This is a genomic window from Kamptonema formosum PCC 6407 (assembly GCF_000332155.1).
Lineage (GTDB): Bacteria > Cyanobacteriota > Cyanobacteriia > Cyanobacteriales > Microcoleaceae > Kamptonema > Kamptonema formosum.
Genome location: NZ_KB235903.1, coordinates 172,195 through 191,885 on the forward strand (window position 1 = coordinate 172,195; position 19,691 = coordinate 191,885).

Here is a 19,691-nt window from a genome sequence, read left to right on the forward strand (position 1 = left end):
GCCGATCCGATCGTGAATATTAACAGAATTCAGGAGGTTTCACGGAATCTTCACAGAAATTGAGCCTTTTATGAAATTGACAAAAAATTAGTGAATGAATCTTTGCTGATGCTCGTAAGAGCGTAGTTTTTCTAGATCATCATGCTCCGTGAAGCTACGGACTCTGTGTCTAAGTTTGTCTTGAATAAGCCTGGGCGAGTTCCTGCTTCTCAGTGATTTTACGGACTTAGTGCCTAAGTTTGTCTCAAATGAACCCTTAGCCTGATTAAGGATTGGCAAAAGTATTGATTTCGCCTCCGCCAATATAGCGTCCGGGAATGGGACGGGGTAATGAGACTGGCTCGCTGGTAGGCCCAATCGGTTGCCATGTCTGATTTACTTGGTTAGAGGTAGCTCCAAAGTTAGGGTTAGGTGATGAAACGGATGGAAATCCTAGATTTCCTGAATTGGTAGAGTTGGAGTTAATTACTTTGCTTCCCTGAATGGCACTAGGAAAAGCTGATTGCCCGAAATTGTTTGGGAGTGATGATTCTATCCCTGGTACTGTTGATGGAGGTGTGGGTAGTGTAATAGGTTGAACTTCTGGAATAGGATCTGAGCTATGCAAATTGGTCTGGTAAGGATTGTTACCCTGATTATTTGGATAGGAATTGTGGGACTGGTTAATTTGATAGGGGTTAGTTAGGGGGTTAATTGGAGCAGGGCTATTGAGTTGGATGCTACTTGTTGGCTGGGGAGTTAGGGTCGTGCTGGGTATACTTGGATTGAACCCCGGAAAAAGTTCTGGAGTAGTTGCAGGAGGGTTTGAAAATGGAGGTTGATTAGCTGTTAAAACCGGATTTGCAGTTGGTTTCAAAGGAGAATTACCAGAGTTGGTAACATCAGAAGTCTGGGCTGTTTTTTGAGGGGGAGAGTTAGCCGATCTGTATTTTTCCATTGCTGCTTGTAGAGGACTTACAGATAACGAATTTGGGCTGGGCTTTCCAGAATTGGGGGAATTGGTAGCAGATACGGAAGTGCCTGTGGCTGGAGATGCAGATTCTTTCGCCAACTCCCCGCCTACAGCAGAATTAGTCAAATTAGCAGCAGAATTGGAATTAAACAGATTCTTATTACCGGATATGGGGACAGTTGTAATTTCGGAGTCGGGAAGGGCGAAATATCTGTCGGTAAAGGAGGAGTTGGGAGCGATATCTGGTTTTGCAGTTTCCAAGCGGCGATCGCGAACTTCATCAAACAAACCCTTCGCGATCAGCACGGGACTATTGAGTAAAACAGAACTTGCACTGGAGCGGTTTAACTGGTTTACCAAGACTGGCACTGTGTCGATATCGGCGGCAATCATCCTGTCTTCGAGAGATAGCCCGATATTTCGCTCTGTAGTAGTTGAGGAAGTAATTTCTTCCTCGTCAAGGTTCAACCATTCTGGATGTACTGACACTTCCCAGAGAAATAATCCACCTACAGCAAAAATTACCGTTGGTATCCACACTGTAGGCTGAGTCAAGGGTCGAAACTGGGCTGCGAGATGGCGGATAGATGTAGGGAGTAGTTTAAAAGCAGACATAGTTTTAGGAATTAAAAATTAAAAATTAAAGATTGAAAATAGGTAATTACGATCTGGTCAGAGTTGTCACTAAGTTGCTAAGATTGTTTAATTGGGTAATGGTTGAGTTTTTTTTGATTCTGAGTTGGGATTTAGAAAAATATTTGACTCTATCCTAATATATCATAAGTACAGCGATCGCTAATGTATGGGGTGTCAGCAGCGATTCGGGAAAGTGTAAACAGCAAGCCGATTGCTTGCTGAAAAGAACAAACAGGGGATGTGAGATTTTCACTATGAAAAAAATAGTAGAAGTTGTAGCGGATCGAGAGGCGCTCACACAGCGATCGCTCGAAGTTATCCGCTCTCAAATGCAAGCAGCCATAGCAGAACGCGGCATCTGTACAATTGCTCTAGCTGGAGGGAGTACGCCTAAGCCCGTCTACGAAGCGATCGCAGCTTGTGACTTACCTTGGGATCGAATTCACGTATTTTGGGGTGACGAACGCTACGTACCGCCAGAACACCCAGATAGCAATCAGCGGATGGCTCGTCAGGCTTGGCTGGACAAAGTGAAAATTCCCGCAGCAAACATTCACCCGATGCCCACCACTGCTGGCGATCCTGTAAAAGATGCCCTTACTCACGAAACTCAGCTACAGGAATTCTTTAAAGTATCGGCTCTTGAGTTTCCAACTTTCGATATCATTTTGCTAGGAATTGGGGATGATGCTCACACAGCATCGCTGTTTCCGGGAACAGAGGCCTTGCAAGTGCGCGATCGCCTGATTACAGTAGGTAACAAAGACGGTCAACCCCGGATCACATTTACAGTACCCTTAATTAATCACGCCCGCAGCGTCATCTTCATCATCGCCGGGGCTAGTAAAAAACCAGCTCTCGCGCAAATTTTTGCCCCTTCAGGTGACGACATTACCTACCCCGCCCGACTTATCCAACCAGAAGGCGAACTTTGGTGGCTATTAGATGCAACGGCGGGTGAAGACCTACAGTCGCAAAAGGCATGACAATTGTTAAGATATGACCGTCTACTTGTCTGTTCTGACAGCGGCGGTTCTCTAAGACACAGCCGGTAAAGGAGAAATCAATGATTGTCTGTCCTAATTGCAATCACCAAAACCCTGATGGAGCCAACCAGTGCGAGGCTTGCTACACGCCTTTACCCGCGACTGCCAGTTGTCCCAACTGCGGCGCGGCTGTTCAGGCTGATGCTACTTTCTGCGGACAGTGCGGCTTTAACCTGCATCCAAGTTCTTCAACCCACGAGGCTGAGACAGCAGTTGCAGGTGCCTCAACTATTCCGCCAACAGTTGTATCTCCGGCTGTGCCTAATTTAGTGTCACCAGATCCGTTGATTGAACCTGAACCTTCAGTAACAATGGCGGTAGCATCGCCCAATCTGGAAAAATCCAGTGCTAACAGTGCTGTAACTGCTGCCCCTGCACCGATTGAGGTTCCAGTTGCACAGCCAGGTGCTCAAGTTTCAGCTCAAAGCTCTCCCCCTGCGGCAATGCCTGTAGGAGGAGCCGCGAGAACTCAACTGCAACAGCAAGCGGCGCGGCTGGTACACATCCAAAGTAATACTGCGGTTGAATTACCGGCAAACTTATCGGTAATTCACATCGGCAAACCAAATGACCTTGTGCCGCCAGACGTTGATGTTTCAGGATTTCCTAATTCTGAAGTGGTTTCTCGCACCCACGCGGATATCCGAGTGGAAGGAGATGCTTATTACATCGAAGATGTCGGCAGTTCCAACGGCACTTACATTAACAATACTCCCCTGTCTAAGGGAAATCGCCATCGGTTGCGGCCTGGCGATCGCATCTCTCTAGGCAAAGGAGACATGGTTTCATTTTTATTTCAACTCTCTTAGAGCAATTTTGGATTTGAGAGTTCAAATCTCAAATCTCAAATTGCTACTTGGGGCTCCCTACCAACACTCTAAGTTGCCAATGTGATTAAGCTCACTCTGCTACATCCATTGCAGTCTATACCCGTCCGAAGCTGGGCCTTTGAAGACGAATTGGTCGTTCGGATTGGTCGCTCTACTGATAACCACGTCGTTCTTTATAGCGCTGTCGTCTCCCGCCGCCACGTCGAGTTGCGGCGTACCGGTGTGAATTGGGAAGTGATTAATTTGGGTACGAATGGTACTTACCTGGATGGCAAACCCATAACTCAGGTTCCGGTTGTGGACGGTTTGATCATTCATTTGGCTCGCTCTGGCCCGAAGATTCAAATTCACTTGGAGAAGCAAGAACCAAAACCACACTCAGGAAGAGTTGCTGTGAAGCCAAGAGATACTAAGGCAGTGAACGATCGCGAGGCGCTGGTGCAGATTAGCGTGATTTCTGTGGGCGACTATCCCCATAGAGGGCCGTCTAAGGAGGAGGATTTAACGGAGGGAGATTGCAAGCGTGATAAGAGTTAATAGGAGCATTGGGTGGGGTGAGGGATAGGCGGGGGCGCAAGTCTACTAACTTACTTTGCTAACTTTTGAGATACTAGATTTTCTGCCGTTTCTGGGGTTATCAACCGCTTTTGCTAACTCTTTCGGAACAGAATGCAAGCGATCGCGTATCGGTACTGCATCGGTTTGCAATACCGCCAAAAAAGGGTCTTGATTCTGGGCAAAATTGCGCGGAAAATCCCCCGTTAATACCAATTCTCCAAAATTATGCAACAGTAGCTAGGGCTGATAAAATATAGTCCCATCCGGCTATAGATGCTATTTCTTCTGTTGAAAATTCTCCCAGAAAAACGCAAACTTTTTCTTTAAGACCCTCTAGATTTTCATAGATTCCCCAACTTAGTTCTTGTTTTATGTGTGACCATATTCTCTCAATTGGATTCAATTCAGGACTGTATGGTGGTTGAAAAATAAGTAAAATGTTATCCGGTATTTTTAGCCTACTACTTTTAGTTTTTTTTAAACTCTATACCCGCCGCTTTGTCTTTTTTGATGCTCGAACGTCTTGGTACTTTTAATTTAGCTTTCATTCGATAGTGTAATTGCTTGTGTAATGTTTGATACTTGACTGATATTTGATATTTCTCTTCTACCCACTTACCAATTTCTTTATAACTTTTAAATTCACATGATTCCTCACTTAATTTCTCTGATAATCCAGCTATTACAGATGAAGGGATTACTCTAGGTCTACCAGTTGATTTTCCGATTTTTAGCAGTGCGGGTAGACCGCCAAAACTATATTGTTTTAACCATCTATTTACAGTTATCCTATGTACCCCTAAACGTTCTGCTACATCTGTAAGGCTGGGACTTAATCCCGCTTTTAACCAATAAAGTGCCTGAATTTTTTGTCGGTTAGTTATAGTTCGCTGCTGCGACAAAATTATTTTTAACTCCCCAACGCTTAAATCAATTCTTTCTTGGTAATTTACTTTCATGCACCACTCCTCAAAATCTCATTATTATTATAGCATACTTTTAGGGAAATGGTATACCATCTATTCCTGGCAAACCGACAGTTCACGGGTTAAGATTTAAGGTACGAATTAGAATTACAGGACTAAATAGCCAAGAAGGAACGCTTGTCACCAGTTGGCAAATAGATGTAGGAAAAGATATACCTAGACTAATTACAAACTGGTTAGAAGTAGATAGATAATGATAGGAGGTCAAACATGAAAGCCCAACTTTACGATACCATTCAAACCTTGGTTGATATTAATGCCGATTTTGACCACCGCGATCGCATTATTCCCAAAGGTACGGAAGGATCAATTGTCGAATGTTACGAAAATCCCGAATTATATGCAGTCGATCTAGCTATTCCTAACGATAAATTTGTAGGCGGATTTGAGTATGAAAATGTCATGCTTAATCCCACACAATTTACAACATTAGTAAATTCTGTAGAGATGGGCGAATACTCCTATGCAGATGATAAGGTAGAATAGTAGAAAAAGTCAGATCGGAAATCAACTTTAACAAAAATAATAACTCAAAATGGTAAATACCTATCGTTTAAAAGCTAGGGAACTCGATCAGAGCTTTTTAGAAAGATTAAAAGCCACTTATGGAGATCAATAAATAGAAATCAGCATTTCTAACTTAACAACATTTCAGTTGTGGATGATAAGGTATAATAGAAATCAAACAAACAATAAAGAGATATTTAACCAGAATTGGTATGATATGCTATCATTAACTTGTCAACCAACTTAAACAAGATCGACTGCTAAAAATTAACAGGAGTTAACTCTCATGCAACTAGAAGACTACTTCAATTTTTTACGCCCCGACGACATTCGGGTAAAAGGGACGCGGATTGGCATTGAAACCATCCTTTATGATTTTATCCATCGCGCCCGCACTCCCGAGCAAATTCTCCAATCTTATCCCTCTTTAACTTTGGAACAAATTTATGCAACTATCACTTATTATTTACATAACAAAGAAGCGATTAGCGCCTATCTAGCTGATTGGTTAGAATGGAGTCACCAACAATGGAAAGCTCAAGAACTAAATCCCCCACCAGGAATTATTCGACTAAGAAAGCTTAAAGCTGAATTAGAATCTCAACAGAAAGCGCATGAGTCTCAAATACTTGCTTGATGAAAATTTACACCCTATTTATAAAAGACAATTAATTGAAAGCAATCCTAATTTAGTTGTCTGGAAAATAGGTGAGCCTAATTCACATCCTTTAAGCACTTTAGACCCAGAGATTTTGTGCTGGTGACAAACAATCGTAAATCAATGCCAGTTCACTTGGCTGAACATATTGAACGCGGGGGTCATGTCCCAGGAATTTTTATTTTGGGTACTAAAATTAGTATTGGTGAAAATATCAATCAACTAATTTTTATTGCCAAATCCTCTTTTGAGGATGAGTATCAAGATCAGATTATCTATTTACCCAAAATTTGATATAGCACTGAGTTGTGGTGGTTAATCATTCCAGAATCAGAAATTATTTTAGTAGTATTTTCAGGACAATGACTAGAGTTGTAACAGGATGCAACTCCGTTGCCAATTTTCAAGGGAATCGAGTTAGAATTAATACTAGAAACAATTTTTAGCTGGTTGAAGTGTAGTTAAGTTAACAACAGCGATCGCAATACCCCAGATATAAGCGCGATCGCGATCTGAAAACAAACCCCTTTTTGGAGAACTATTATGACTACAGCACAACAGATAATTAAGCGCAGTGATTTCTTCAATCGCCGAGTCATTGACCGCAAGACTGTGGAAGAGCTAGGTAAAGTCGATCAACTGTGGGTAGATCCTCAATCTCATCACACGATCGGCTTTACTTGCAAGTCTGGATTTTTGGGCAATAAGAAACGCTGGTTTGCTTGGTCGCAGGTAGAGACAGTGGGTGACAATATTCTGGTAAATCTTAATCCAGAAGTGCCAGAACTAAAACAACCTGAGTCGGCGATGTCTATGATTGGCAACGAGGTATTGACGGATGGGGGCAATAAGGTAGGTGAGCTGATTGATTACCTCTTCGATGTTAAGACAGGTAATGTGGTTAATTATTTGTTTAAATCTAGCGGGTGGCGAGGTGTTTTGGATGGGATTTATCTGCTTCAACCAGCAGTTATTTCGAGTATCGGGTCTAAGCGAGTGATGGTTCCGGAGGCTGCGATCGCAGAACCTCACCATTATACAGACGGACTGAATCAAAAAGTAGGTCAAGCCAGAGATGTGTTGAAAAAAGACCTCGACGATACCATCAAGCACGTAGAAGAGGCAAAAGGGGTGGCTCAAAGTTTAGCAGAAAAACTTCAAGAAAAAGCTAAAGTTGTCAAGGAAGCAGCTCAAGATCGGGCTCAAGTTGTTAGAGAAAAAGCTCAATCTGTCAGAGAAATGGCTCAAGACCAAGCTCAAGTTATCAAGGAAAAAGCTCAATCTGTCAGAGAAATAACTTCTGAGAAAATTGATGAGATCAGAGGTCATCGGGAAGAAATTGCAGAGCAGATTGCTACTGATGCTATTGAGGAGGCGATCGCACCTCAACTACCAAAAGATCCAGAGTAGAACTTAATCTCAAGTTCAGATTGATAACGGGGCAAAACGCCCCGTCAAAAGATATCAAATCAAGCATTAAAATGACCTACACCGGCCAAAAACTTCTAACATTTGAAACATTCTTAGCGCAATATAGCGACAACTCCCGTTATGAACTGGCTGACGGGGAATTAATTGAAATGGAACCTACAGGCCCCCACGAAACTGTTAGTGGCAAACTAGCAACTCAAATTGGCATCGCCATTACTACAGAAAAACTCCCTTGGTTTATTCCTCGTACTTGTTTAATCCGTCCCTTTGCAGATGCCGCTACTGCCCGCCGTCCTGATATTGTCGTGTTAGATGAAACCGTTCTTATCAACGAACCTTTATGGGAAAGAGAACCTGTAATTACACTGGGAAGGTCAATCAAATTGGTGGTAGAAGTTGTTAGCACGAATTGGGAAACAGATTATGCTCGAAAAGTTGAAGAATATGCCTTTCTAGGGATTCCTGAATATTGGATCGTGGATTATCGTGGGTTGGGGGGCGTGGCTTTTATTGGTAAACCGAAACAACCTACTGTTACGGTTTGTCAACTGATTGATGAAGATTACGCTCAGCAACAATTTCGCCTCGATCAAACAATTATTTCTCCTCTGCTAAAGAACTTGCAAATCCGCCTTGATGATATCCTGCCCCGTTAAAGAAAGAGGGGGAGCGGGGGAGCGGGGGAGATGGGGGAGATGGGGGAGATGCGTAATTAGCAATTAGCAATTAGCGATTAGCAATTACCAATTACCAATTACCAATTATGCAGGTATCCCCAATTGATTAACAGCCGCAGCAGGCCCTACTAAAGAAATATAGGGTTCAATGAAATATCGGCAAGCAGCTTGCTGAGCAAAATCTGCACTAACAGCAGCAATATCAGTTTGAAACTGTTTGTCAAACTCAATTCCCAACCCCAAAATTTCGTACCAGCCTAAAACTTGGGCAATTTGCGAATTAGTCTGTTTACCTAAAGCATACTGACCTAACATTTTATTCTTACAAGCTTGTAACTCCTCACTTGTCAAGGGCGCGGCTGCTAGACGTTCGACTTCCGATTGCAAACCTTCTAAAGCGATCGCACTATTCTCAGGAGCCGTACCCATATAAACCACAAACTGAGAACTATCAATGCGTGTTGGGTAGAGCGCGGAAACGTCGTAAGCTAAGCCCCGTTTTTCCCGTAATTCCACAAATAAGCGACTCGAAAGCCCATTACCTAAATATGTACTCAGCAACTTCATCGCTGCGTAGTCGGGATGATTCACCTCTGGTGTCAGATAACCCAGCATCACCACTGACTGCTGAGTTTCTTGGGGAGTGACAGTGAGGCGAGGGTTGGTCGAGATCGGTGCAACGCTCAATGTTGGTAGTGGGGTTGCTGGCGCTTGCCAATCTCCAAAAACCTTAGTAACTAAAGCGATCGCTTCCTCCGCTTTAATACGCCCCGCTAGAGAGATGACTACATTATCTGGGCGGAAATAAGTTTGATGGTAGTTTTGAATATCGGCACGACTCACCTGAGAAATAGTCGCTTCCGTACCCAAGGTTGAGAAAGCGTAAGGGTGATCCTCGTACATCACTTCCCGCAGTTGCTCAAAGGCGATCGCAAAAGGTTGCTCCAACTGAGAGCGAATTGCTTGCATTGCGATCCGCCGTTCCAAATCTACCTCAGATTCCGGGAAAGTGGGCGATCGCAGCAATTGCCCCGCCAACTCCAAAATCTCTGCAAAGTCAGCCGAAACCGTTTTCAGCGACAGTAAAAAATAATCACTTGAAGCGTCTGCACTCAGTCTTGCACCCACCGACTCTACACACTCGGCAATTTCCTGCGAAGACAACTTCTCGGTTCCCTTTGTTAGTACCGCCGCCAACAAGTGAGAAAGTCCAGCAAGCTTAGCTGGTACGCACCTGCTTCCTGCTCTTAGAAAAATACGAGCTGCAATAATATCGGCTGCGGGATTTTCCGCTGCTAGCAGGACAATACCGTTGTCTAAAACCGTGCGGTGAATTTCACTGTTCATTTTTTAGGAAGGGGAAATTTTGAGTTTTGAGTTTTGAGTTTTGAGTTTGTAGGAATTGGTTTAGCTGCTCATTTTTACAACTATATAGACAAGTTTCTTACAAAACCTGCTCAGGAAAGGGCAAGGATCGGGGAAAGTTTTGAGTTGAAAATGCTTTAACTCATCACCGACAGCGGAAGAAAATCAACAATTAAAAATTAAATTGATGTTTTTAATTTTTAACTTTTAATTATTCAGAGTGGTTTGACTGCCACTGCTGCATAGTGGGCGGGAGATAGATATTTTTGAGCTAAGCGCTGGAGTTCTGGTGGTTGAAATTCCTTAATCTTAGCTGGATAAGTGACAGCTAATTCGGCAGCAGCAATTGTGCTGTAATAACCGTAAAGGCCAGCCAGTTGGCCGGGCGTTTCGGTAGAGAAGGCGAAGTCGTTGCACAACTGTCGTTTGCACCGAGCCAGTTCAGAGTCAGAAACCGGAGTTGAAAGCAATTCCCAGACGCGATCGCCGATCTTATCTTCAACTTTTTCGATAAATTGCGGTTCGAGGACTGCACTAATTGTAAATAAACTCGAATCTTTTTGCAGTGAGAAACTGCTATCGATCGCCTGTACCCATTGTAACTCTTCCCGTAGTTCCCGAACTAAGCGGGAAGAGCGCCCATCTCCCAGCAGCACCGAGAGCAAGTCTAAACCATAAGCACTCTCAAATTCCTCTACTCCGGGCCCTACCCAAGCCATCATCAGCCGTGCTTGCTCCAGTCTGGGCAAGTAGAGTTCCTCGCGGCGGATTCCTCTGACTGGAGGCTCTATCTCTGCCCTCAGTTTGGGACAATAGCACTTGTCATAGAAGCCGTCGAAAGCCAATTGCGCCGCCTCTAGAGCTCTTCCTTGCTCAATTCCTCCCACGATCGCCACTGTAATATTTTCGGGCTGGTAGTGACAGCGATGGAAAGAACGCATTTCTTGGGGCGATCGCTCCCAAAGTTGCGCTTCCGTCCCCAAGACTGAGCGCCTGTAGGGGTGGCGATCGTAAACTATCTCCATCAGAGTTTGAAACGCAATCCAGTCTGGATTATCCTGGGCTTGGCGGATTTCCTCCAATACAACATCCCGTTCCAAGTCAAACTCGCCCTCTGGGATTGCAGCCCGGAGCAGCAACTCTGCCAATATATTTGTGACATCTTCAAAATATTCAACCGCAGTAGTAATGAAAAAATGGGCATAGTCGTGGCTTGTGGCTGCATTCGCCATCCCGCCATGATTTTCTATCACTTGGTCAAATACGCCCGGGCCAATGCGATCGGTACCTTTAAAAATCATGTGTTCCAAAAAGTGCGCCATCCCCGACCAGGGATCGGGTTCTAAGGTAGCGCCAGCCTTTACCCAAACATCTACCACTGCTACAGGTGTCGCAGGAATGTATTGGTGAATAACTGTTAACCCGTTGTCCAGCTTCAATACATGAGCTGGGAATTCTAAAGCAGTGGGGAGTTGAGACAAACTAATTAATCTTAAAACTCTACATAACTTCACATTGAACTATGGTAGCGCTTTGCGATCGCTCAATTCAGAATAAATTGATACAGATTGAGATCGCGATCGCTCATCTTGTCGCTAAAGCTCCTGGCAAGGGGGATAAATGAGAAATCCTGGCTGTAAACTTACACTTGTAACACCCGATCGGAACTGACAGCAGATTGCCGATAGATAGAATACGATCGAGCTCGGATATCAACTATTGACAGAGTAATTAAACCTGACTGTACTTTATCAACCTACAATCTCCAGTAGGTAGTTAACTATAGAGGAGACAGAGTAATTAAACGTGATTGTACTTGATCGACCTAGAATCTCCTGTAGGTACTTAACTTTATAGGATATAAATTATAGTTTATTTTGAGCATACTTAACTTCCGAAGTCAATATTTAAGTTGAAATTCTAATAATACTACCTTCGACTGAGCCTCAATCAGTCGAGAGAAAGAGGAAGTAACTTGAACCCTCCCATACGCTAAAAAGTGTACCGATCGAACACTATTTCAAAGAGGAGAACCTACATGGTAGCTACACTTGAGGATACTAAGCGCCAAGCGATTGCCAGTAAGCTAACAGACATGAAAGCGGTGCAGAACCTACTGATTGCGAATGAAGAAATGTTCTTGCAATCCTGTAGTGACTCCGACCTTTGCAATCGCTTCCGAGATATGCTCGAAGATGACCGCAAAAATCTGGGCATCTTAGAAACCACTATCGTTCAGTACGGTGTTCAAGGTAAGCCAAAAGAAACAGCCGTAAAAATGATTGAAGAAGTTCAGAAACTGATGAAGGGTTCTGAACTTACACTGTTTGAAAAAGTAGGTCAGCACGAACTGCTTAAGCACAAACAAACAATGACTGGATTGTTGATTCATAAAGCCGCTCAAGTAGTTGGTGCTGACATTGAAGCCGCCATCACCCCCCTTAATACAGTTAACTTTGAAAACCGCGCTCACCAAGAGCAACTTAAAGGTATTCTAGAAGTCCTCGGTGTCCGCGAACTAACAGGAAAAGACCCAGATCAAGGAGTTTGGGCCCGCGTTCAAGATGCAATGGCTGCTGTAACTGGTGTCATTGGTGGTGCTGTTAGTCGTAGCAAAGACGAGATGAACATCACGGAAATTATCTCGATGGATCATCGCAAAGTCGATGCTCTTTTCATGCAAATTGCTGGTACTAACGAACCCCAAAAACTGCAAGAATTCTTCGGTCAACTTTACAAAGACTTAAGCGTTCATGCAGAAGCAGAAGAGCAAGTCGTTTACCCCGCAGTCCGCAGCTACTACAATAACACCCAAGAGCTGTACGACGAGCAAGCTCAAATGAAGGAAATGCTAGCTGACATTAAGGCTACTAGCCCCAGTTCTTCTGAGTTCAAAGCTAAAATTGAAAGGCTGATGGCTGATGTTAAGGATCACGTCCGCCAAGAAGAAAATGATTTGTTCCCTTACATTCGCCGCAACTTAAGCGAAGTGCAAATGGAACAAATGGCTACTCAGTTTAAGGAAGCAAAAAGCCAGTTACAAAAACAGATGGCTGCCAGCATAAGCTAATTAAGTAGATGCTAATTATCGCTGAATAAAAAAGTGTTAGATAGCTAATCTGCAACCAACAAATCCCACCATCTAAAAGGTGGGATTATTGTTAATACCAACATCCGATCGGAAAACTATACTTGTCCAGGCAATTAGAAATTGCTCGTAAAAATAAAGTCCGCATTAAACATAAGATAAGGATGGCTAAAAAGCTGACTGTATAAACATTCTTCCTTCTCTCTCAGATAACTAAATCCTTCTTCCTTCTTCCCTAGCTATAGTAAAAAAATTAGCCCGCGAAGGCGGACTTTGTTTGCGCGTCCGCCTTACTTTGCGAACGATCTTCGCTGGGCATAATTTTTAACCGTTAATTACGTCGCCACCGTTGGGATGCAATATTTGACCTGTCATATAAGACGAATCTTTCGAGGCCAAAAATACATAACAAGGTGCAACTTCATCGGGTTGACCAGCACGCCCCAGCGGTGTATTTGCACCAAATTTTTCTACTTTTTCTTCAGGGAAAGTAGAAGGAATTAGCGGTGTCCAAATTGGGCCGGGAGCTACCCCGTTGACGCGAATCTCTTTTTTGGCTAAACTACCAGATAAGGAGCGCGTAAAGGCAACGATCGCACCTTTTGTTGAGGAGTAATCGAGCAATTGTTGATTGCCTTTGTAGGCGGTTACTGAGGTGGTGTTAATAATTGCACTACCTTCTTTGAGATGTTTTAGAGCGGCTTTTGTGAGGTAAAACATTGAGAAAATGTTAGTGCGAAAAGTGCGCTCTAGCTGTTCGGCTGTGATGTCCTCAATGCTTTCTTGGGGATGTTGTTCGGCGGCGTTGTTGATTAGAATATCGAGGTGCCCGAATGCTTTAACAGTTTGTTCTACAAGTTTCTGACAAAAGCTTTCATCTCCTACATCACCTGCGATCGCGAGACAGCGGCGGCCTTGTTCTTCTATTAATTGTTGGGTTTGTTTTGCGTCTTCATGTTCGTTGAGATAGGCGATCGCAACCTCAGCACCTTCTTTAGCAAATGCGATCGCTACAGCACGACCAATCCCGCTATCTCCCCCAGTAATTAAGGCTACTTTCCCCCGCAATTTATCACTACCGCGATATTCAGCCGCCTGCGATTCAGGTGGCGGTGTCATCTGCGCTTCGCTCCCCGGACGCTGTTCTTGATGCTGTGCTGGTAAAGTCTGTTCTTGTGTCGGCATAAAATCACCTCTAAGTTCTACCTTCCATAGATAAAGGTTTCCCTCAGAGCGTGAATCATGCTTTTAGCAGATCCACTTCTACGACTAAAGTTAAGTTATAAGTCTGCGGAGGTGGACTTTGTTTGTAGTCGTCGGTCATTAAGAGTGGGAGCGATCGCACTCTATCGATCCTACAACGCGATCGACTATCTCATTCCATCACACATCTTTGCAGCCTAAAAAAGCTGCACCCCCAAAATTAATTTGGAAGTGCAGCTTAAAGACATTGCTCAAGACATTAAGTCTTAAGTCAAACAGCTAATTGAGATTAAAACACCTGACTAGCAGCAGGAGCGGCAAGCAGTAGCTTCTTATCCTCGGAAGTATCTTGTGGAACAATACTCAGAGAACTGAAGGAGTCTTCAGTCTTAGTCGTATCCACAAAACCCCCAGCATTAGAGGCCAGCAAGCTATCAACCCCACTTGTCGGTTGAGTGACCGAACTACCGCCATTCGTTAAAGGATCGCTAACTTCAGTAGCAGAAATAGTCACTCCATTTGTACTTCCACCAGTTACCAAGTCAAGGGTGGCAGAAGATAAAGGAGTTGTCCCATCCGCAGTTGGGGTAGCCGTATTCGATACCACTGGCGCTGTATTCGGCCCCGGTACATTGAATGTTACAGGGTTCGGCCCAGTGGGAATTGGGAATGGATTCTGTACTTCCGGCGTGAAGACTTCCAGTACATCGTAAGTCCCAGGCGCTACATTAGTGAACGTGGCAATACCGCCAGCGTTGGTTCTTACTAATTGTTCGCCTGCATCCACAACCCCATTCCTGTTCAAATCTAGCAAGAAGGGGATGTTTTCCAAGGGCGGTTCACCGCTATCTTGGATACCGTTGCGGTTGTCGTCTCGGAATTTAACAACGTTGAGGTTGTACAACAGACCGTTACCCACTACAGCACAACCAAACTCTTGATTTGCGCCGAGATTGATGTCAAGTTTTTGAGTAGTCTTGATCGCACCTGTGGGTGTGACTTCCCGGAGGCGATACAAACCAGGGGCCAAATTGTTAAATGAGAAGTTACCAAAGGTATCGCTGACAACGGTGGGTTCTCCAGCATCAAGGACGTTGTTACCGTTCAAGTCCAGTGCGATCGTTACCCCTGCAATACCCTTCTCATTTCCATCTTTATAGCCGTTGTTGTTTAAATCCTCGAATTTACACCCAGTGATCCGGCTGTTAAGGGCATTACCAAAAATCACCCGGGCATCGGTGTTGCTGAGGTCAAACTGAACGCGCGTAGCCATAGTAGGCGTGAAACCAGTCGGCACGACTTCCCTGACTACATAATTGCCTGCGGGCAAATTGGTAAAGGCAGCCTCACCTGCGGCATTGGTGGTAGTTGACTGTTCTCCAGCATCTACAGCACCGTTATCGTTAGCGTCAATAAAAACTTGAACCCCTCCGATTCCCGCTTCCCCTAGATCTCGGCGACCGTTAACGTTTTGGTCATTGTATTTGAATACCGTGATATTGGGTCGAGTATTTCCGACACCACCGCTGGAAGTCCCACTAGCAGGAACAGCAGGAAAAGTAACAGAAGGTTCTGGGTTGGTGGGGGGGAAAGTCGGAGCAAAATTCGCTCTAATTACCCGAATGCCATTAACGGCATTGGAATCGGGTATGGCGAATTCTAGGGGTGATTGTGGTTGCACCAGAGGGCCTGGTACGGCAATCTCGCGGGGATTGGTAGTCGTGGAGACTGGATCGTTAGCGTTACCTGTGGGGATGTTAGTGCCTGGTATTAGTGCAGGGCTGCCGTCTGCGAGCGTCCCTGGGAAGATTTCCCGTAAGGAGTAAGTGTTGGTCGCTAGTAAATCTCTGAAGCTAACACGTCCGTCTGCGTTGGTGATCCGCAGGGGTTCTCCAGCGTCAAAAACCCCGTTCCTGTTTATATCCAAGATGAAGGGAACATTAGCAATCGGAACTTCTCCCTGTGCCGGTTCAAAGGTACCGTTGCGATTGGTGTCTCGGAATTTGAAGATGGGGATTTCATAGAGTTGAGTGTTCCCAATATTCGCGCAACCCCAGATTTCGTTTTGGCCCAGGTTGATGTCGAGATTGGGAATGTTGTTGGGGGGAGTGCTTTGGGGAAAATCTCTTTCTAAGGGGTTCGTGTTGAGCCGTTCCTCCCGAATTCGGTACAGGCCCGCGTTCAAATTACTGAACTGCCAACTGCCATCCCGATTTGTGTAGGTAAAGGTTTCACCGGCATCAAAGGTATTGTTGTTGTTGTTGTCAATATAGACTCTGACACCTTCAATACCTGGCTCATTTCCATCCCGAAAGCCGTCATTGTCAACGTCAAGGAATTTGCAACCAATGATCTGGCTGCCAGTCGGAGAGTTGCCAAAGGTAATTCTGGCATCATTATTGTTGACGGTGACTGCCAGCGACTGGGGTGTGGTGGGTCGGAAACCGTTCGGCACGACTTCCCTGACCACATAAGTGCCTGGTACTAAGTTAGGGAATGTGAAGCTACCGTCGGATGCTGTGAGTCGACTGGTTTCTCCCGTATCCAGTACACCATCGTTGTCAGCATCTATGAAGATTGTGACATTTCCAATTCCGGGTTCTCCAGGTTGGCGGAGACCGTCAGCGTTGTCGTCCCTGAACTTAATACCCGTAATTCCGACTGGGACATCCCCGACAAACACTCTCGGATTGGGAATTACTGGACTTACTTGACTAGCTTCTAATTCTGCCATGATTTCTCTCCTTCACACCTAAATCCATTAAATTACAGACTAATGTATCGGTTTGTCAATCACCCATTAGTTTTTGTTAATGGCTGAAAACCGCTACTCACTCATACTGAATACGTTTGCACTTGCTCTGATGTTCCTCATCCAACAGGAAAATGCTTCAAGCTTTGTCGCAGGAAAGTATATCAGGTTTTTAACAACTCTGGCAATTTCAACCCAACATCTTCTGTCCTCAAAAATTGTAGGGCAGATGCGATCGCTGGGTTGCTAGCAGATGGGTCATCGAGCTGAAACATGGGAACAGTGCGTTGGCCCCCACAAAATTCTCGCTCTTTCCGAGGTCAGCCCCAGCCGTACATTAGAATTCTGCTCCCAATATACAAACTAGCGAACAGGCTCCCGGAACCCAGACCTTACTGTTGGAAGTTGCCAACAATAGAGTATCACGGCAATTGCACTTTAACTGCTTTCCTATCCGTTATTGCTGTTTAGAAAACCGGGAAGAAAGGCGATCGCACCTGAAAAAACCGGGAGCCTCCCATATTGGAAAAAGACTTAACCTCCCCAGCCCCTTCCCTACAAGGGAAGGAGAAAGAAAGAAAGGAATAAATTTCCTCTTCCCGATCCGGGGGTAGGGAAGAGGTCAAATTCAGCATTCAGGCAAATGGGGATGCTGCTAAAAAACCCAAATTGCTATCAGAGACCGCACTGGCTGACCCCCCGCTTCTAGATGCAATTAATTCGCCTGTGTTGCTAATTTGGATCGGGTTAGCATTTTTTTCCTGAGTAATATTGAGTTGCGGGAGGCTTAAGCCATTAGCCAAACTCAGTAAGTCTTTACCGCCGTTACCACCGTCAAAATTCAAAATGGCATCACTGCCAGCCGCACCCACGAGGAAACTATCGGGTTCCACTCCCGCCCTGAAAATCTCCTGTTCTAGTTTACTGCTACTGTCGGTCACAGGATCGCTATCAAAGGATTTCTTTGCCAACTCATCTTCAGAAGTCCCCGTCAGCAGATCGATACTACGGGCCGAGATGTCTGTACTCACAGTAACAATAGCAGGGGGTGTAGTCTGGATGAAACCGGGAGGCGCAATTTCTCTAAGTACATAGGTTCCCACAGGGACATTGCGGAAACTATAGTTACCTTGGGCATCGGAAAAGACGGAAGGTTCGTTCGCGTCTAAGCTGCTGTTGTTATTAAGGTCAATGTAAATTTGGGTGTTGGCGATCGGGGGTTCCCCCGCATCTAAACGGCCATTGGCATTGATATCGTTGAATTTAACACCGCTGATATTGCCCAATACTAAGCTGTTGCCAAACGAGATGTTTGTGGCATTTGTGCCATTGGTGACGGTAATCGGGCTAGGATTGGGCGTAGTTTGACGAAATCCTGGTTGTTGAACTTCTCTGACAAAATAAGTGCCCGCTGGCAAATTAATGAAAGAAAAATTACCTTCGGGATTTGTTAAAGTCGCTGGTTCGTTACTGTCTAGGCTACCGTTGTTATTGAGGTCGAGGTAGATAGACCAGTTGGCAACTCTTGGTTCTGGTGGCTCATTTACGCCATCCCCATTAAGGTCATTGAATTTGAAACCGCTAATACTACCTGTGGGGAAGTTATTGCCGAAATTGACTCCTGCGGCATTAGTACCCCCACTAATGTTAATCGGGCCGGGATTAGCTGTGGTTTGTACCCAACCTGGTTGCAGGACTTCCCTAACTAAGTAAGTACCAGAGGATACGTTAGCGAAAGTATAGTTCCCTTGTCGATCGGTGAAAGTATTGGGTTCCCCTGTATCTAATCTGCCATTATTATTGGAATCTATGTAAATTTGCCAGTCAGCCAGTGTCGGTTCTGTTGCGTCTCTGAAACCATTGGCGTTGAGGTCGCTGAATTTAAGACCGCTGATGCTACCCGTGAAGAAGTTGTTACCAAAGTTAATGTTACTAATATTCGCCCCTGGAGTTAGGTTGATCGTGCCAGGATTAGGCGTAGTTTGTCGAAAATTGGGTTGCTGAACTTCCCTGACTGTGTAGTTACCGGGGGGGATATTAACGAAGGCATAGTTACCTTCGGCATTAGTAAAAGTTGAGGGTTCGCCTCCATCAATGTTGCCATTGTTATTGAAGTCGAGGAAAATTTGCCAGTTAGCGAGTGTAGGTTCTCCCGGATCTATTTGACCGTTGGCATTGATGTCGTTAAATTTGAACCCGCTGATGTTACCTGCGAAGAAGTTATTACCAAAGTTGACACCTGTGGCGTTAGTACCGCTGATGATGGTAATGGGGGCAGGATTGGTAGTGGTTCGCCTCCAGTTGGGTTGCTGAATTTCCCTAACTGTGTAGGTTCCCGGTGGCAGGTTGACAAAGGAGTAGTTGCCTTGGGCGTTGGTTAACGTTGATGGTTCATTGGTATCTAGCGATCTATTGTTGTTGATGTCGAGGTAGATTTGCCAGTTAGCGAGTGTGGGTTCGCCTGGATCTAGGAATCCGTTGGCGTTGAGGTCGTTAAATTTAAGTCCACCGATCGCGCCGACTTGGACGTTCCCAAAGTTGACGTTGCCGATGTCTGTTTGGCTACCGGTTCTGATGCCGCTGGTTGGTTCTGACATGATGAGACTTTAGCGTGCTGAATGTGATTAAAGCGTTGCTGTAGCGAAATCTAGCAGTTTTTTGGTAAAAGTAGCAAATTTAACTGGAACTAACACGGCCCTCTAGCAGGGGTGTTTTATTAGACTTGTTACAAAAGTCGGGGCGCAATTGCAAAAGTCTCTCTATATTTTCCTGCTTTTGCTCAGCATAATAATTGTTTTCGGATACTGCGATAACTACATTTAAAAGTTATATAAGTCACCGTTTCTACCACTTCAATTAAATATAAGATGGTATCTATTTTTTATACAGATCAGTTCTGTTTCAATTGACTTAAGTAGAAGGAAGAAGGAAAAAGGAAGAAAAATTTAGTTATCTAAGAGAGAAAGAAGAATGTTTATACAGTCGCCTTTTTAACCATCCAG

18 protein-coding genes are annotated in these 19,691 nt (G+C 44.6%); 10 read left to right on the plus strand and 8 right to left on the minus strand.

The window, feature by feature from the left end; all coding sequences use genetic code 11:
- Positions 1 to 265: 265 nt before the first annotated feature.
- Positions 266 to 1,567 carry a hypothetical protein gene (locus tag OSCIL6407_RS0105810; RefSeq protein ID WP_007353205.1) on the minus strand — a complete coding sequence of 434 codons (1,302 nt, stop codon included), beginning with the start codon at positions 1,565 to 1,567 and terminating at the stop codon, positions 266 to 268.
- Positions 1,568 to 1,842: 275 nt separating this feature from the next.
- Between OSCIL6407_RS0105810 and pgl the strand changes: the two genes are divergently transcribed.
- The 3 genes from pgl (at position 1,843) to OSCIL6407_RS0105825 (ending at position 4,001) form a co-directional block, all read left to right on the plus strand.
- Entirely contained in the window at positions 1,843 to 2,574 is a 732-nt protein-coding gene (gene pgl, locus OSCIL6407_RS0105815; protein WP_007353206.1) for a 6-phosphogluconolactonase, read from the plus strand.
- A gap of 80 nt (positions 2,575 to 2,654) precedes the next feature.
- Complete coding sequence (locus tag OSCIL6407_RS0105820; protein ID WP_007353207.1) at positions 2,655 to 3,443, plus strand: FHA domain-containing protein; 789 nt, start codon at positions 2,655 to 2,657, stop codon at positions 3,441 to 3,443.
- Between the two features lie 81 nt (positions 3,444 to 3,524).
- On the plus strand, positions 3,525 to 4,001 hold the full coding sequence (locus OSCIL6407_RS0105825; protein ID WP_007353208.1) for an FHA domain-containing protein: 477 nt from the start codon (positions 3,525 to 3,527) through the stop codon (positions 3,999 to 4,001).
- 244 nt (positions 4,002 to 4,245) lie between these two features.
- On the opposite strand, the gene OSCIL6407_RS37720 is transcribed toward OSCIL6407_RS0105825, so the two are convergent.
- Together OSCIL6407_RS37720 and OSCIL6407_RS0105835 are read right to left on the minus strand one after the other, a co-directional pair.
- Positions 4,246 to 4,473, minus strand: a complete 228-nt coding sequence (locus OSCIL6407_RS37720; RefSeq protein ID WP_071592450.1) for a transposase — start codon at positions 4,471 to 4,473, stop codon at positions 4,246 to 4,248.
- A 16-nt stretch (positions 4,474 to 4,489) separates the two neighbouring features.
- Positions 4,490 to 4,981 carry a helix-turn-helix domain-containing protein gene (locus OSCIL6407_RS0105835; protein ID WP_019487017.1) on the minus strand — a complete coding sequence of 164 codons (492 nt, stop codon included), beginning with the start codon at positions 4,979 to 4,981 and terminating at the stop codon, positions 4,490 to 4,492.
- 62 nt (positions 4,982 to 5,043) lie between these two features.
- Here OSCIL6407_RS0105835 and OSCIL6407_RS38085 point away from each other — a divergent pair, with 62 nt between their 5' ends.
- The 6 genes from OSCIL6407_RS38085 (at position 5,044) to OSCIL6407_RS0105860 (ending at position 8,260) form a co-directional block, all read left to right on the plus strand.
- Entirely contained in the window at positions 5,044 to 5,202 is a 159-nt protein-coding gene (locus OSCIL6407_RS38085) for a DUF6883 domain-containing protein (RefSeq protein ID WP_324603613.1), read from the plus strand.
- 16 nt (positions 5,203 to 5,218) lie between these two features.
- On the plus strand, positions 5,219 to 5,494 hold the full coding sequence (locus tag OSCIL6407_RS0105840) for a hypothetical protein (RefSeq protein ID WP_007352868.1): 276 nt from the start codon (positions 5,219 to 5,221) through the stop codon (positions 5,492 to 5,494).
- A gap of 307 nt (positions 5,495 to 5,801) precedes the next feature.
- The gene (locus OSCIL6407_RS0105845; protein WP_007352867.1) at positions 5,802 to 6,152 is read left to right on the plus strand and encodes a DUF433 domain-containing protein; all 351 of its coding nucleotides are present in this window, start codon (positions 5,802 to 5,804) and stop codon (positions 6,150 to 6,152) included.
- Between the two features lie 144 nt (positions 6,153 to 6,296).
- Positions 6,297 to 6,467, plus strand: coding sequence for a hypothetical protein (locus OSCIL6407_RS36945; RefSeq protein ID WP_007352865.1), 171 nt, complete (start codon positions 6,297 to 6,299; stop codon positions 6,465 to 6,467).
- Between the two features lie 249 nt (positions 6,468 to 6,716).
- A complete protein-coding gene (locus tag OSCIL6407_RS0105855) occupies positions 6,717 to 7,583 on the plus strand; it encodes a PRC-barrel domain-containing protein (protein WP_007352864.1) in 867 nt (288 codons plus the stop codon).
- A 71-nt stretch (positions 7,584 to 7,654) separates the two neighbouring features.
- Positions 7,655 to 8,260, plus strand: a complete 606-nt coding sequence (locus OSCIL6407_RS0105860; protein WP_007352863.1) for a Uma2 family endonuclease — start codon at positions 7,655 to 7,657, stop codon at positions 8,258 to 8,260.
- Positions 8,261 to 8,365: 105 nt separating this feature from the next.
- Here the strand turns inward: OSCIL6407_RS0105860 and OSCIL6407_RS0105865 are convergent, their stop codons facing one another.
- A complete protein-coding gene (locus tag OSCIL6407_RS0105865) occupies positions 8,366 to 9,628 on the minus strand; it encodes a M16 family metallopeptidase (RefSeq protein WP_007358212.1) in 1,263 nt (420 codons plus the stop codon).
- Between the two features lie 233 nt (positions 9,629 to 9,861).
- Entirely contained in the window at positions 9,862 to 11,127 is a 1,266-nt protein-coding gene (locus tag OSCIL6407_RS0105870) for a M16 family metallopeptidase (RefSeq protein WP_007358211.1), read from the minus strand.
- Positions 11,128 to 11,684: 557 nt separating this feature from the next.
- Between OSCIL6407_RS0105870 and OSCIL6407_RS0105875 the strand changes: the two genes are divergently transcribed.
- Positions 11,685 to 12,716: a hemerythrin domain-containing protein gene (locus OSCIL6407_RS0105875; protein ID WP_007358210.1), complete on the plus strand. Its 1,032-nt coding sequence runs from the start codon at positions 11,685 to 11,687 to the stop codon at positions 12,714 to 12,716.
- A 342-nt stretch (positions 12,717 to 13,058) separates the two neighbouring features.
- Here OSCIL6407_RS0105875 and OSCIL6407_RS0105880 read toward each other — a convergent pair whose 3' ends face one another.
- The 3 genes from OSCIL6407_RS0105880 to OSCIL6407_RS0105895 all read right to left on the minus strand — a co-directional run bounded on the left by OSCIL6407_RS0105880 (position 13,059) and on the right by OSCIL6407_RS0105895 (position 19,286).
- Positions 13,059 to 13,919 carry an SDR family oxidoreductase gene (locus tag OSCIL6407_RS0105880; RefSeq protein WP_007358209.1) on the minus strand — a complete coding sequence of 287 codons (861 nt, stop codon included), beginning with the start codon at positions 13,917 to 13,919 and terminating at the stop codon, positions 13,059 to 13,061.
- A gap of 307 nt (positions 13,920 to 14,226) precedes the next feature.
- Complete coding sequence (locus OSCIL6407_RS0105885; protein ID WP_007358208.1) at positions 14,227 to 16,671, minus strand: SdrD B-like domain-containing protein; 2,445 nt, start codon at positions 16,669 to 16,671, stop codon at positions 14,227 to 14,229.
- Between the two features lie 653 nt (positions 16,672 to 17,324).
- Positions 17,325 to 19,286 (minus strand): SdrD B-like domain-containing protein, encoded by a 1,962-nt coding sequence (locus tag OSCIL6407_RS0105895; RefSeq protein WP_007358207.1) that lies wholly within the window; start codon positions 19,284 to 19,286, stop codon positions 17,325 to 17,327.
- Positions 19,287 to 19,691 lie beyond the last annotated feature (405 nt).

What these genes read in the sequence shown, in the direction of transcription:
- OSCIL6407_RS0105810 (WP_007353205.1), bottom strand. Translation starts at nt 1,567, where the DNA reads ATGTCTGCTTTTAAACTACTCCCTACATCTATCCGCCATCTCGCAGCC.
- pgl (WP_007353206.1), top strand. Translation starts at nt 1,843, where the DNA reads ATGAAAAAAATAGTAGAAGTTGTAGCGGATCGAGAGGCGCTCACACAG.
- OSCIL6407_RS0105820 (WP_007353207.1), top strand. Translation starts at nt 2,655, where the DNA reads ATGATTGTCTGTCCTAATTGCAATCACCAAAACCCTGATGGAGCCAAC.
- OSCIL6407_RS0105835 (WP_019487017.1), bottom strand. Translation starts at nt 4,981, where the DNA reads ATGAAAGTAAATTACCAAGAAAGAATTGATTTAAGCGTTGGGGAGTTA.
- OSCIL6407_RS0105840 (WP_007352868.1), top strand. Translation starts at nt 5,219, where the DNA reads ATGAAAGCCCAACTTTACGATACCATTCAAACCTTGGTTGATATTAAT.
- OSCIL6407_RS0105845 (WP_007352867.1), top strand. Translation starts at nt 5,802, where the DNA reads ATGCAACTAGAAGACTACTTCAATTTTTTACGCCCCGACGACATTCGG.
- OSCIL6407_RS36945 (WP_007352865.1), top strand. Translation starts at nt 6,297, where the DNA reads ATGCCAGTTCACTTGGCTGAACATATTGAACGCGGGGGTCATGTCCCA.
- OSCIL6407_RS0105855 (WP_007352864.1), top strand. Translation starts at nt 6,717, where the DNA reads ATGACTACAGCACAACAGATAATTAAGCGCAGTGATTTCTTCAATCGC.
- OSCIL6407_RS0105860 (WP_007352863.1), top strand. Translation starts at nt 7,655, where the DNA reads ATGACCTACACCGGCCAAAAACTTCTAACATTTGAAACATTCTTAGCG.
- OSCIL6407_RS0105865 (WP_007358212.1), bottom strand. Translation starts at nt 9,628, where the DNA reads ATGAACAGTGAAATTCACCGCACGGTTTTAGACAACGGTATTGTCCTG.
- OSCIL6407_RS0105875 (WP_007358210.1), top strand. Translation starts at nt 11,685, where the DNA reads ATGGTAGCTACACTTGAGGATACTAAGCGCCAAGCGATTGCCAGTAAG.
- OSCIL6407_RS0105880 (WP_007358209.1), bottom strand. Translation starts at nt 13,919, where the DNA reads ATGCCGACACAAGAACAGACTTTACCAGCACAGCATCAAGAACAGCGT.
- OSCIL6407_RS0105885 (WP_007358208.1), bottom strand. Translation starts at nt 16,671, where the DNA reads ATGGCAGAATTAGAAGCTAGTCAAGTAAGTCCAGTAATTCCCAATCCG.
- OSCIL6407_RS0105895 (WP_007358207.1), bottom strand. Translation starts at nt 19,286, where the DNA reads ATGTCAGAACCAACCAGCGGCATCAGAACCGGTAGCCAAACAGACATC.